Source organism: Pseudarthrobacter chlorophenolicus A6, from assembly GCF_000022025.1.
Taxonomy (GTDB): Bacteria; Actinomycetota; Actinomycetes; order Actinomycetales; family Micrococcaceae; genus Arthrobacter; species Arthrobacter chlorophenolicus.
Window position 1 is genome coordinate 1816089 of record NC_011886.1, and the last position, 13027, is coordinate 1829115.

General features: G+C 69.2%; 8 protein-coding genes. 6 read left to right on the forward strand and 2 right to left on the reverse strand.

Annotated features, from left to right (window positions below):
• Position 1 precedes the first annotated feature (1 nt).
• Positions 2 to 3481: a thiol reductant ABC exporter subunit CydD gene (gene cydD, locus ACHL_RS08155; RefSeq protein ID WP_043793884.1), complete on the forward strand. Its 3480-nt coding sequence runs from the start codon at positions 2 to 4 to the stop codon at positions 3479 to 3481.
• A 31-nt stretch (positions 3482 to 3512) separates the two neighbouring features.
• On the opposite strand, the gene ACHL_RS08160 is transcribed toward cydD, so the two are convergent.
• Entirely contained in the window at positions 3513 to 4031 is a 519-nt protein-coding gene (locus tag ACHL_RS08160) for a DinB family protein (protein WP_015936827.1), read from the reverse strand.
• Between the two features lie 23 nt (positions 4032 to 4054).
• On the opposite strand from ACHL_RS08160, the gene ACHL_RS08165 reads away from it, so the two are divergent.
• Positions 4055 to 4855 carry a GNAT family N-acetyltransferase gene (locus ACHL_RS08165; protein WP_015936828.1) on the forward strand — a complete coding sequence of 267 codons (801 nt, stop codon included), beginning with the start codon at positions 4055 to 4057 and terminating at the stop codon, positions 4853 to 4855.
• A gap of 48 nt (positions 4856 to 4903) precedes the next feature.
• On the opposite strand, the gene ACHL_RS08170 is transcribed toward ACHL_RS08165, so the two are convergent.
• The gene (locus ACHL_RS08170; protein WP_015936829.1) at positions 4904 to 7414 is read right to left on the reverse strand and encodes a DNA gyrase/topoisomerase IV subunit A; all 2511 of its coding nucleotides are present in this window, start codon (positions 7412 to 7414) and stop codon (positions 4904 to 4906) included.
• Between the two features lie 82 nt (positions 7415 to 7496).
• Here ACHL_RS08170 and ACHL_RS08175 point away from each other — a divergent pair, with 82 nt between their 5' ends.
• The 4 genes from ACHL_RS08175 (at position 7497) to ACHL_RS08190 (ending at position 12979) form a co-directional block, all read left to right on the forward strand.
• Entirely contained in the window at positions 7497 to 10181 is a 2685-nt protein-coding gene (locus ACHL_RS08175) for a bifunctional acetate--CoA ligase family protein/GNAT family N-acetyltransferase (protein ID WP_015936830.1), read from the forward strand.
• 80 nt (positions 10182 to 10261) lie between these two features.
• Positions 10262 to 11005 (forward strand): DUF5998 family protein, encoded by a 744-nt coding sequence (locus ACHL_RS08180; protein ID WP_043793886.1) that lies wholly within the window; start codon positions 10262 to 10264, stop codon positions 11003 to 11005.
• Positions 11005 to 12255 (forward strand): alkaline phosphatase family protein, encoded by a 1251-nt coding sequence (locus ACHL_RS08185; protein WP_015936832.1) that lies wholly within the window; start codon positions 11005 to 11007, stop codon positions 12253 to 12255. The genes ACHL_RS08180 and ACHL_RS08185 overlap by 1 nt, the downstream gene beginning before the upstream one ends.
• Positions 12248 to 12979 carry a thymidine kinase gene (locus ACHL_RS08190; RefSeq protein WP_015936833.1) on the forward strand — a complete coding sequence of 244 codons (732 nt, stop codon included), beginning with the start codon at positions 12248 to 12250 and terminating at the stop codon, positions 12977 to 12979. The genes ACHL_RS08185 and ACHL_RS08190 overlap by 8 nt, the downstream gene beginning before the upstream one ends.
• Positions 12980 to 13027: the final 48 nt, after the last annotated feature.

Below are 13027 nucleotides of genomic sequence, written 5' to 3' on the forward strand. Positions count from 1 at the left end.
CGTGCGGCCCATGCTCCCGCCGGGACCTGCAACCCGCTCCGCCGTCTACTGGCTCGGCCTGCTCGCAGCGTTGAAAGCACTCTCGCTCGTCCTGATGGGACAGGCGGTGGCGGCCGCCCTTGCGGGGCTGGCGGCCGGGGACCCTGTCCGTCCGGACCAGCTCACACTGGGCATGGCCGGCGTGGTCCTGCGGTCCATCACCGTGTGGGGGCAGGCCGTGGCCGCCCGGCGCGCCGCGCTGGGCATCAAGGAGGAACTGCGGGCCGGCCTGCTGGAGCGGACCTTGCGCAACGGGGTGCGCGAAACCGGCCCGGCGGACGGTGGCCTCGCCGTGCTGGCCACCCGGGGCCTGGACGCATTGGACAGCTACTACACCCAGTTCCTGCCGGCGCTGGTGAACTGCGCCGCCGTGCCGCTGCTGCTCGGCGCGCGGATCCTCTTCGCGGACTGGGTCAGCGCAGTGGTGATCGTCCTGACCGTGCCCCTGGTTCCGCTGTTCATGGTGCTGATTGGCCGCTATACCGAGGACAACGTGCGCGAGGCGCAGGCGTCGCTGGCCAGGCTTTCGGCGCACATGCTGGAACTCGCCAAGGGCCTGCCTGTCCTCGTGGGCCTGGGCCGGGCCACGGCCCAGCGGAAAGCGCTCGAGGAGATCTCGGAGGAATACCGCTCGCGCACCATGGGGACCCTGCGCACCGCTTTCCTCTCCGCCCTGGCGCTGGAACTCATCGCCACCATCTCCGTGGCAGTGGTGGCCGTGTTCATTGGCGTGCGGCTGGTGCACGGCGACATGCCGCTCGAAGCCGGACTGCTGGCCCTGATCCTCGCACCGGACTGCTACCTGCCGCTCCGTGAGCTGGGCACGGCACACCACGCCAGCGACGACGGCCGGGTGGCGCTGGCCGGCGTCACAGCGGTCACCGGCGCCCCGGAGCCGAAGCAGCTTCCTGCTGCGCCGGCGGGCAGGCCCGGTGCGCCGCTCACCGTCACCGGCCTCACCGTGACCTACCGCGGAAGGTCCCGTGCCGCCGTCGGACCCCTGACCTTTGAAGCGCCGCAGAGCCGGATCACCGCCCTGGACGGCCCCAGCGGTGCCGGCAAGAGCACGGTCCTCGGCGTCCTGGCCGGCACCATCGGGGACGGCGCAGGGGCATCCGTGACCGGCACGGTGACCGGGTTGGACCGGAACGCCGTGGCCTGGGTGCCACAGCATCCGGTGCTGGTGGCCGACAGTGTGCTGGACGAGGTGCTGCTCTACCTGGGCGCCCACGCCCGCAACGCCCGTGACAGTGCGCTGGCCGAGGAAACCGCCCGCGCATGCCTCACCCGGGCAGGGGCCGGCCACCTGGCCGCGAAACACCCCGCCGAACTGAGCCCGGGGGAGCTGCGGCGCGTCGCACTGGCCCGCGGGTTGGCGAGGATCGACGCCGGAGCAACTGTGCTCCTGCTCGATGAGCCCACCGCGCACCTGGACAGCGATTCGGCGCAGGCCGTCGAAGACGCCATCCACGGGCTGCGCGGCAAGGTCACCGTCATCCTGGTGGCCCACGAAGAACGGACCCGGAGCCTCGCCGACGTGCTGGTGCCGGTCGGCGCAGCGGCGGGACCGGGGGCAACACTTCAGCAGGACACGTTGCCCTCCGCGGCGGCGTCGACGGGTGCAGCCAGGGATGCCGTTGCAGCCTCAAAGGCGTCTGAGGCGTCTGAGGCGGCAACGCGGCGGGGTGCAGCCGGTATCAGGGGCGGAACCAATGGCCGTCCGGGCCGGGGCGTCATGGGACTCCTGGCTTCGCTGATGGCGCCGGTGCGGGGACGATTCGCCGCCGCCGCCATCGTCGGCACCCTCGCGGCCGTCTTCGCTGTTGCGTTGTCCGGGTTGTCCGGCTGGCTGATCATCCGCGCCAGCGAGCAGCCACCCATCCTCTACCTGCTGACAGCCATTGTTGGCGTTCGCTTTTTCGGCATCGGCAGGGCCGTACTCCGCTACTGGGAACGGCTGCTGCTGCACGATGCCGTGTTTGCCGCGCTGACCAGGCTCCGGGGAAGGCTGTGGGCCGCACTGAGCCGCCGGGCTTTGGCCCTGCGCCGCCTGCTCCAGGGCGGCAACGTGCTGGGCACCGTGATCGACGACGTCGACACCGTCCGCGACCTCCTGCCCCGGGTGGTGCTGCCGCCCGTCACGGCCGTGGCAGTCGCCGTACTGGCGGTGGGAACCACCTGGCTGGTGGTCCCGCCGGCACTGCCCGCCGTCATCGCCGCCGCCGCAGCAAGCCTGGTGCTGGCGCCCGCGCTTGCGCTCTGGGGCGACCGAAGGTCGGCAACGGCGGAGCAGGTGCTGCGTTCCGGCGTGCTTCGCCGCGTCTCGGCCGCCCTGGATGCCCGGGCGGAGCTGTCCGCCAACGGTGTGGCGCCCCGGGTGCTGGACGAACTCCGCGGCGAAGACCGCAAAGCCACCGGCGCCTCCCAGCGTTCGGCCTGGGCCGAGGGCCTGGGCCACGCGGTCACCGCTGCCGCCTGCGGCGCCGCAGCGCTCGCCAGTGCATGGCTGGCCGCCCCCGCCGTCCTTGACGGCCGGATCGAGCCGGCAACGGCCGCCGTAGTGGTCCTGCTGCTGCTGGCCCTGGTGGAACCCTATTCGGCGATGACGACGGCGGTGCGGCAGTTCCCTGCCTTGCAGGCGGTGCTGCAGCGCGTGGCTTCGTCCGGGGCGCTGGACGCGTCCGGGGACGCCCAGGATACCGACGGGGGAGCGGCAGACGGACTGCAGCCGGTACCGGCGCGTGATGGCGGCATTCCCGGGCTGGAGCTCGCGAACCTTGCCGCGGCCTGGCCCGGCGGGGCTCCGGTCTTCACCGGTTTGGACGCCGTTGCGGGGCCCGGTCATTGGCTGGCCGTCACTGGCCCGTCCGGCTCGGGGAAGTCGACGCTCCTCTCGGTCCTGCTGGGATTCCTGCCGTCAGCAGCAGGGAGTGTGCGGGTGTCCGGCGGGGTGGCATGGTGCCCGCAGGAGGCCCACCTCTTCGACTCGACCATCCGCGGCAACCTCCTGCTGGGGCGGCCTGCAACGGAGCCCGGCAGCGAACGGGACAACGAGGGGGAAGACGCGACCGAACAGGAGATGGCAGCGGTGATTGCCGCCGTCGGCCTCACCGGGCTCATGGAACGACTGCCTGCGGGACTGGACACGCGGATCGGTCCCGGCGGCGCTTTCCTCAGTGGCGGTGAGCGCCAGCGCCTTGCAGTGGCCCGCACCCTGATGACCGGTGCCGAGGTGATCCTGCTGGATGAGCCCACCGCGCACCTGGATGCCGAATCAGCCAAGGCCATGCTGCACGACCTGAGGGCCGGCCTCCGGGGCCGGACCGTGGTGCTGGTAACCCACCACGCCGCCGATATCCAGCCCGGGGACGTTCGGCTGGCGCTCGCGCCGGCCGCGGAACGCCGGCAGCCTGGCCGGGCAGCGGCTGGGTTGCACGCCTGACCCGGGCGCGCCGCCGGCTGCGCCCGCGGAACTATCCGTCGACGTCGTGCAGGTGGTGGACGACGTCGTGCAGGAAGTACCGCGCGAGCGTCAGGACGGTGAACTCCGAACCATTGCTGCGCAGGCCCTTGCGGTCCCATTCGGATTCGCGCACGCCGGCGAAGGATTCCGCCACCTGCTGGCCCTCTGCGGCCAGCTCAGTGTTGACCACTGCAGGGTCGGCGTTGGCGTAGTCCTTCTCGATGGCGGTCAGGTCCTGGTCCCAGTTCTCAAACTTCGCGTCGTCCGAGTCCAGCATCAGGTTCAGGCGCTGGTCGAACAGGCTGAACACATCGCGCACGTGGCAGGCGTACTCCAGCGCGGACCAAGTGTTGTCGTTGGGGCGCTCGGCAACCTCCGGCCGGCGCAGGACCGCCCGCCACCGGGGCAACATGTTTTCGATAGTGCCGGGGACAGTTGCCGGCGTGGTGGTGGAGGGATCGAACGAGCAATCGGGGCAGGGGCGGTCCAGGACCCAGGTCCAGTCCTTCTCATCAGGCACGATAGGCATGGGAGCAGTCTAAAGTACAAGCAATGAAGCACCCGGACGCTGCACGGTTCCTCGCGGCCTACGACTCGCAGCTGCGCCTCGCCCCTGAGGTGGCCGGCGCCAGGTCAGTGCTCCCGCTGGGCCCGTTGCTGCTCGCCACGTTCGACGGCGGACGCGGGTTCGTGACCTACGCTGACCTCGGCGGGGCGCCTGCGTCCACTGTCGCGGAATGGGTGGACCGGGCTGTGGCGCACTTCCGCGCGGATCCTGCGGTCCAGGCCGTCGAGTGGAAGACCCGCGGGCACGACGCCGCGCCGGGCCTGCACGAGGCCCTGCTGGGCCGCGGTTTTGTGCCCGATGACCCCGAATCGATCATGATTGGTGCCGCCGCCGCCCTGGTTGCGGACGTTCCCCTGCCGCCCGGGGTCTGGCTTCGGCGGGTCACCGAACCAGCGGATGTCCGGGCCGTGAGCGCTATGCAGGACGTCGCTTTCGGAGGCAGTGTCTCGGAAGCGCTGGCCGAAGACCTGCTGCGGCGGCTGTCCGCCGGGGACGGCACCGAGCTGTGGGCAGCAGGCCACGAGGACCGCATTGTCAGTGCCGGGCGCCTGGAACCGGTGGCAGGCACGGACTTCGCAGGCATCTGGGGCGGGGCCACCCTGGCGCCGTGGCGCGGGCAGGGCATTTACCGGGCCCTCACGGCCGAGCGTGCCCGGTCCGCGCTGCGGCTCGGCAAGACCCTGATCCACAGCGACTCCACCGAATTCTCGCGCCCCATCCTTGAGCGGTATGGACTCGTCAAGGTCTCCACCACCACGCCGTACACCTGGAGCAGGGAGCCCTGATCCGGCGCAGCAGCGGCGGGCGGAGCGGCCTGCGCCACCGGGCGCGGACTACGCGCCGGCGGGGGCCTCCGGCCACGCCATCGCGGCACCTACTACGTCCACAGCCTGGGACAACGGGATGCCTGAGCCGTCGCGCCGGCCGTGCTCCTGCGGAAGTGACCTGGCGACGCCCGCGGCCGAAGACGCCTTGGCCGGACCATGCCCGGCCCACGCCAGCAGCAGCGTGTCTTCGCCCTTCAGGAACCTGTGCGCGCGCACACCCGCGGTGGCACGGCCCTTCACCGGGTATTCGGAGAACGCGGTTACCTTCGCCGTGCCCGGGGCAGTGCCCGGAAGGGCGCCATTAGTGCCGGCAATCGTGACCACGACGGCGGCCTCGTCCTGGTCGCGCACCGCGCCGAAGAACGCCACGCGGTCGCCCGCGGCAAGTTTGATGCCGGCCATACCACCAGCCGTCCGCCCTTGCGGACGCACCGCGGAGGCGGCAAACTTCAGCAGTTGGGCCTGGGCCGTCAGGAACACCAGTTCGGTATCGTCGGCCGCGGCCGGCGCCACGCCCACCACGAAATCCTTGTCCTTGAGCGCGATGACTTCCCAGTCCTCGCGGTTCAGCGGGTACTCCGGCTGGACCCGCTTCACCACGCCCTGTGAGGTTCCGATGGCGAGTACTTCGTCCAACGGTGCGAATGCCACCAGGGTTTCGCCCTTCAGCAGCGTCAGGAAGTCCTTCGCCGGAACGCCCCCGGCCATGTTGGGCAGGCCCGCGACGGGAGGCAGGACCGGCATGTCCATCACCTGGAGGCGGAGCATCCGGCCCTGGGAGGTGATGGCCGCGATCTCACCGCGGGCCGAGGTCTTCACCACGGATGTGAACACGTCGTGCTTGTTCCGCGGTCCAGCCTCTGCCAGCGGCTCCTGGTTGCTGGTACGCCCGATCTGCCCCGAGGCTGTCAGGATGGCCCAGCAGGGGTCGTCGGCGATCTCCAAGGCCAGGGGAGCGGGCTTGCCCTTCTTGCTGCCCGCAAGTTCTGCCGCAACGGTGGGGGAGACGGCCTCTGACTCCAGCAGGATGGTGCGGCGCGGTGTGCCGTGCTCCTCGGAAATCGCTTCAAGTTCATCGGACACCAGCGAACGGAGCAGTTCCTCGGAGTTGAGGATGGCTTCGAGTTCGGCAATCTCGCGGCGCAGCTGGTCCTGTTCCTTTTCCAGCTCGATCCGCGAGTACTTGGTCAGCTGGCGGAGCCGCAGTTCCAGGATGTAATTGGCCTGGATCTCGGTGAGGTCGTAGATGGACATCAGGCGCTCACGGGCGGCGGCAGCCTCATCGGAGGACCGGATGATCTGGATGACCTCGTCAATATCCACGATGGCGATGAGGAGGCCCTCCACCAGGTGCAGCCGGTCCTTCTTCTTGCCCAGCCGGAAGATGGTGCGGCGCCGGACCACGTCGATGCGGTGGTTGACGTAGACAGACAGCAGGGCCACCAGGCCGAGGGTCTGCGGCTGCCCGTCCACCAGCGTGACGTTGTTGATGCCGAAGGAATCCTCCATCGGCGTGTACCGGTAGAGCTGCTGGAGCACCGCGGTGGGGTTGAAGCCGTTCTTGAGCTCGATGACCAGGCGCAGGCCATGCTTGCGGTCCGTCAGGTCCACGATGTCGCTGATGCCGGTCAGCTTTTTGGCGTTAACGGCGTCCTTGATCTTCTCGATGACCTTCTCGGGGCCCACCATGTACGGCAGTTCGGTGACCACCAGGCCGGTGCGGCGGGCCGAAAGCTGCTCCACCTCGACCTTGGCGCGGGTCTTGAAAGAGCCCCGGCCTGTGGCGTAGGCATCGCGGATGCCGTCCAGGCCCACAATCCGTCCGCCGCTGGGCAGGTCCGGGCCCGGAACGAACCGCATGAGGTCTTCGAGCGTGGCGTCAGGGTTGGCAATCAGGTGCCGGGCGGCGGAGATGACTTCCACCAGGTTGTGCGGGGCCATGTTGGTGGCCATGCCCACCGCGATGCCGGTAGCCCCGTTCACCAGCAGGTTGGGGAAGGCTGCCGGGAGGACGTCCGGCTGCGTGAGCTGGTTGTCGTAGTTGGGGACGAAGTCCACCACGTCTTCATCGAGGTGGTTGGTGAGGGTAAGGGCGGCGGGGGCCAGCCTGGCCTCCGTGTACCGCGGAGCTGCCGGGCCGTCGTCGAGCGATCCGAAGTTGCCGTGCCCGTCGATCAGCGGCAGGCGCAGCGAGAAGTCCTGGGCCATGCGCACCATGGCGTCGTAGATGGCGGCGTCACCGTGCGGGTGCAGCTTACCCATGACCTCGCCCACCACCCGGGCGCTCTTGACGTGCCCGCGGTCCGGCCGCAGGCCCATGTCGCTCATCATGTACAGGATGCGGCGCTGCACCGGCTTCAACCCGTCGCGGGCGTCGGGCAGTGCCCGCGAGTAGATCACGGAGTACGCGTACTCCAGGAACGAACCCTCCATCTCGGAAGTGACGTCGATGTCGACGATGTTCTCCGTGAAGGGAGTGGTGTCCGCGACGGGTGCTGGGCTTTGGCGGCGGGCCATGGGGGTGGTGAATCCTTCGGTTACTGGGGGCTGCCGGGCAGGGTGCTGCTGCGCTGCGGCAGTTTTTGGCTAGGCTAAGCCTATGGTGGATCAGCCCGGGGACGGCGAATATCCGGAACATTGGGAAGCCGATGTCGTCCTGCGCGACGGGGGGACAGCCCATTTGCGGCCCATCCACCCGTCCGATGCGGAGGCCATCCAGACCTTCCATACCGGGCAGTCGCAGAACTCAATCTACATGCGCTTCTTCGCCTTCAAAGCACGGCTGTCGGCCAAGGAGCTCAAACGGTTCACCGAAGTGGACTACAAGGACCGGGTGGCGTTCGTCATCACCATGCGCGGGGAAATCATCGGGGTCGGCCGCTACGACCGGCTGGATGATCCCACCGAGGCCGAGGTTGCCTTCAACATTGCCGACGCGCACCAGGGCCGGGGAATCGGCTCCATCCTGCTCGAACACCTCGCCGCCGCCGCCCACGAAAACGGGATCCAGCGCTTCAGCGCCGAGGTGCTGCCCGAGAACCGCAAAATGCTCATGGTCTTCTCGGATGCCGGCTATGACGTCAAACGCCACTTCGACGACGGCGTGGTCAGCCTCGAATTCAACATCGACCCCACCGAAAAATCGCGGGCCGTCATGGAATCCCGCGAGCACCGCGCCGAGGCGAGGAGCGTGCGGGACCTGCTGACGCCGTCGTCCGTGGCCGTCATTGGTGCCAGCCGCAAGTGGGGGACCGTAGGCTATCAACTGCTGGAGCACATCGTGGAAGGCGGCTTTTCCGGGCCTGTCTACGCCATCAATCCCGAAGCGCTGGAACTGGCCGGCATGCTGTCCTACGGCCGGCTGACCGAAGTACCCGAGCCCGTGCAGCTCGCGGTGATCGCCGTGCCGTACGAGGAGGTTCTTTCCGTCGTGGAGGACTGCGCGGCAGCCGGCGTCAAAGGCCTGGTGATCGCCTCCGCAGGTTTCGCGGACGACGGCGAACGAGGCCTTCAGCGGCAACGGAACCTTGTGCGCCAGGCACGCGCGAGCGGGATGAGGGTCATCGGCCCGGCCTCCCTGGGCATCATCAACACGCACCCCGAAGTCCGGCTCAACGCCTCCATGGCGCCCACCCTGCCGCGCCGCGGCGGATTGGGACTGTTCAGCCAGTCGGCCGCCATCGGCGTCTCCCTGTACGCGGCATCCAGCCGCCGGCGGCTCGGCATCTCCACGTTCCTCTCGGCCGGGAACCGTGCCGACGTCTCCGGCAACGACATCATGCAGTACTGGGAAGACGACGCCGATACCTCCGCGGTGGGCCTCTACCTGGAATCGATCGGCAACCCGCGCAAGTTTTCCCGCATCGCCCGGCGCCTCGCCCGCACCAAACCCGTCATCGTGGCCAAGTCCGACACCATGGGCCTGCGCCTGCCGCCGGGCCACGCCGTCCGCACCACCCAGGCGCCGGGCGGGGCGCTGGACTCCATGCTGCGCCAGTCCGGCGTCATCCGCGTCGAAACCATCGAGCAACTGGTGGACGTGGCGCAGGTTGTTGCAGGCCAGCCGCTGCCCGCCGGGCCCGGCCTGGCCATCCTCAGCAACTCGCAGGCGCTGGGCAAGGTCGTTGCGGACAGTGCTGCGGACCATGGCCTCACCGTGGAGCAGCTGGTAACGGGGGTGGACCTCGACGCCGGCCGCTCGGTCGCCTTGCCCGCCCTCCGAGCAGCGCTGCTCGAGGCGCTTCGCCCCGCGCACGTCCACGGCGCGGTCGCAGCACTCCTGCCGGCCCGCGGACTCACGGTGGACAGCATTGCTGAGTCCCTGGCCGACGTCTCAGCCGAGGCCGGAAAGCCCGTGGTGGCGGCGTTCACCGGCATCCTGGATGACTCCGTCTACGTTGAAGGCATGGTGGGGGCCGGGGACAAAGCCGTTCCCTGCTTCTCCAACCCCGGCGCGGCCGTGGCAGCGCTCGCCGCCGTGGTGAGGTACTCGGAATGGGTGTCGCGGGACCACGGCCACTTCGTGGAACCGCCGGGCTGCGATCCGGCCCGGGCCCGCGCCGAGCTCGAAGTGCAGCTCCGCGACGTCAAGGGGGAGCAGCTCAAGCAGCTGGATCCCGCAGCGGCCGCGTCGCTGCTGGGGCACTACGGCATTTCCGTACTGCCGTCCGCGGCCTTTGACACCCCTGACGAAGCGGTGGAAGCCGCCGAGGTCCTCGGCTGGCCGGTGGCAGTGAAAACGACGGACCCCGCGCTGCGGCACCGGCTCGACCTGGGCGGCGTCCGCCTGGACATCCAGGATGCCGAGTCGCTGCGCCGGGATGTGCTCCAGATGCGCCGCGCCCTGGCCCTCTATGGCGATCCTGCCCTGGAGGTGCAGTCCATGGCACCGGTAGGCCAGGCGTGCACGTTCCGGGCCATTGAAGACCCGCTGCTGGGGCCGGTCATCTCCTTCGGCCTGGCCGGCGATGCCGTGAACCTCCTGGATGACTGGTCGCACCGTGTACCGCCACTGTCCGCCGCGGACGTCCACGACTTCATCCGGGCGCCCCGGGCGGCGCGGAAGCTGTTCGGCTACCAGGGCCTTCCCGCCGTCGACGTTTCCGCACTGGAGGACCTGGCCGGCCGGCTGGCCTGGATGAAGGACAACCACCCCGAAATCGCCCTGGTGGAGTTCAACCCGGTGCTCTGCGGGACCAGCGGGGCCACCATCCTGGCTGCCGATGTCCGGATCGGGAACGCCGCCCAGCGCACGGACAGCGCACGGCGGGCAATGCGGGGCTGATGCTGGGTTTGTCGTTCGTTTCTCCGCCGTGGGGAGCGGGCGGTTGGCAAAGTGAGCGGCGCATCTGTGAAAATGGGGGAATGAGCTCCCAGCCTCCCGCCTCGGCGCCTGAAACGCCCGGCAACGAAAACCAGGCCATCCGCCACCACAGCTCACATAGCCACAGTTCCCAGGGCCAAAGCCTGGAAGGTGCCCTCCAAAAGGCCGGTTTCTATCCCCGCCTCGTTGCAGACGTGGTGGACGACGCCCTGGACGGCCGCGACTGCGTGGCACACCTGGTGCACCTGGAGACCCACTTTGACCGTGCGGAAGTCCGCCGCCACATCACGGTGCTGGTCTTGACCGCTGACATGCTGGTGATCACCCACGTGGACGACCAGCAGCTGGACGAAGCCGGCGAGCAGATCGTTGCCCAGATCTCCACGGAGTCCGTTCCCGTGGCCCAGATCCGCTCGGTGGTGCTCAGCTACATGTACGCCCAGCCGCAGAACTACAAGCCGTCCGATCCTGTGCGGGAACTGACACTGTCCATTGCCTGGTCCGGTGGCCAGCGCCTGGACATGGGCCCTGCCAGCTGTGGCGATCCCCAATGCGAAGCGGACCACGGCTATACCGGCACGATTGCGCAGGAGGACATCGTGCTGCGGATCAGCGCAGAGGCCGACGGGCTGCAGGCAGTCCAGGACGCGAAGCTCTTTGCCCGTGCCCTGCGGGCCGTCAACACCGGGTCCACTTCGCCGGTACCCCACGTGCAGTCACTGCCGCCCCGGCCGCGCGCCGGTGTGTTCGGCACGCGCCTCAGCCGCGGCCACCAGCAGCGCTGATGCCCGACGAGCGCCCCCAAGTACCCCCGGCCGCCCCTGCAGCTTCCGCCGCACTGTCCGGACCGGCGTCGGACCTTCCCCCGGCACCGGCCTACGGACACCGTTCCGTGGCCGAGGTGCTGACCAGCGCCGCCGCCAGCATGGGAATTGGCGGGTTTGCGAACACGCTGAAGCTGCCGCCGTCGCAGCGGGTCTGCGTCGTGGTTGCGGACGGACTGGGCCGGAACCTGCTCAAGCAGAAGTCCGCCCATACCCCCTTCCTCCGCTCGGTCATCCGAGCGGGGCAGGGCGAGGTGCCCGTCTGGCTCGACTCCGCGTTTCCCTCCACCACCGCCGCGGCCCTGTCCAGCCTGGGCACCGGCCTGCCGCCCGGCCAGCACGGCATGGTGGGTTACGACGTACTCGACCCGCAGCAGGACAAGGTGGTCAACCTGCTGGGGAACTGGGACCCGGGAGTGGACCCCAACGACTGGCAGCCCCACCCCACGGTGCTCGAACGGGCAGCTGAACACGCCGACGTCACCACCGTCAGCCTGCCCCAGTTCGCGGATTCGCCCATGACCCGCGCAGCCCTGCGCGGCGGCCGGTTCATCTCCGGCACCACCTCCCATGCGCGCACCGCGTCCGCAGCGGAAGCCATGTCCGGCAGCGGGCCATCGCTGATGTACTTCTACCTGAACGAACTGGATAAAGCCGGCCATCGCTACGGCTGCCAGTCCCAGCAGTGGGAACACCAGCTCGAAGAACTCGACGCCACCGTCAAGCGGCTCAGCACCGCGCTTCCGGCCGGGACCACCATTCTCCTCACCGCTGACCACGGAATGCTGGACGTGCCGGAACCGCACCGGATCGACTACTCCGCCGAGCCCGCACTGGTGGACAGCGTTCGGCACACAGCCGGTGAACCCCGCATGGTCCACCTCTACCTCGAGGAGGCGGCCGGAACAGCGGGCCGGGACCGGCTGCTGACCGCATGGCGCCACCGCTTCGGCAGCAAGGTCTGGGCTTTCACCCGGGACGAAGCTGTGGCCGGCGGGCTTTTCGGTGCCGTGCGGCCCGCCGTCGAAGGCAGGATCGGCGACGTGATGATCGCGGCCCGGGACTCCCTGGCGCTCTACGACACCCGGCGCAGCCGCCCCACCGCCATGGAAGTGGTGGGCCAGCACGGGTCGCTGACCAAGGCAGAACGCGAAGTTCCGCTGCTCTGCCTCACGGCCGGCGGCGGCAAGGGTGGCCGCCGCCGTGGCTGAACTCGTCTTTTTCTCCGGCACGATGGACTGCGGCAAGTCCACCCTCGCGTTGCAAATGGACCACAACCACCGGGCGAGGGGCCGCGGCGGCGTACGGTTCAGCCGGAACGACCGTGCCGGTGAATCACGGATCTCCAGCCGACTGGGCCTGGAAACCGACGCCGTCGAGGTGGTGGACGGCACGGACTTTTGGGAGGAAGTCATGCGCCGGCGGACCCACGGCCAGCGCGTCGACTACCTCATCTGTGACGAAGCACAGTTCTACACGCCCGAGCAGGTGGAGCAGCTCGCCAAAGTGGTGGACGAGATCGACGTGGATGTTTTCGCGTTCGGGATCACGGCGGACTTCCGGACCAGGCTGTTCCCGGGCTCGCAGCGGCTGATCGAACTCGCTGACCGTGTGCAGGTCCTGCAGGTTGAGGCTTTGTGCTGGTGCGGGCGCCGCGCCACACACAATGCCAGAACGGTCGACGGCGTCATGGTCACCGAGGGTGCCCAGGTGGTGGTGGGCGATGTGGACATGGCAGTGGACGGAGCTGTTGCGGCCGCGGACCACCACGTGCCGGTGGTGGGATACGAGACCTTGTGCAGACGGCACTTCATGCGCCGTGTCACCGCCCACGGGGCCAACCTGATGGCTGAGCAGGACCAGCTCCTGCCGTTCGACGTTGACGCATGCCTCTGGCACGGATCCGGGGGACCAGCCGCGGGTACCGGGGCGTAGCTGCTCCTTGTGGCTGTCCCGGACTCGGAACCGGGACCTCCTCGAGTG

Bases quoted from the DNA above. Each gene is read 5' to 3' on its own strand.
- ACHL_RS08185 (WP_015936832.1), top strand. From the start codon at position 11,005: ATGCCCGACGAGCGCCCCCAAGTACCCCCGGCCGCCCCTGCAGCTTCC.
- ACHL_RS08170 (WP_015936829.1), bottom strand. From the start codon at position 7,414: ATGGCCCGCCGCCAAAGCCCAGCACCCGTCGCGGACACCACTCCCTTC.
- ACHL_RS08160 (WP_015936827.1), bottom strand. From the start codon at position 4,031: ATGCCTATCGTGCCTGATGAGAAGGACTGGACCTGGGTCCTGGACCGC.
- ACHL_RS08165 (WP_015936828.1), top strand. From the start codon at position 4,055: ATGAAGCACCCGGACGCTGCACGGTTCCTCGCGGCCTACGACTCGCAG.
- ACHL_RS08180 (WP_043793886.1), top strand. From the start codon at position 10,262: ATGAGCTCCCAGCCTCCCGCCTCGGCGCCTGAAACGCCCGGCAACGAA.
- ACHL_RS08175 (WP_015936830.1), top strand. From the start codon at position 7,497: ATGGTGGATCAGCCCGGGGACGGCGAATATCCGGAACATTGGGAAGCC.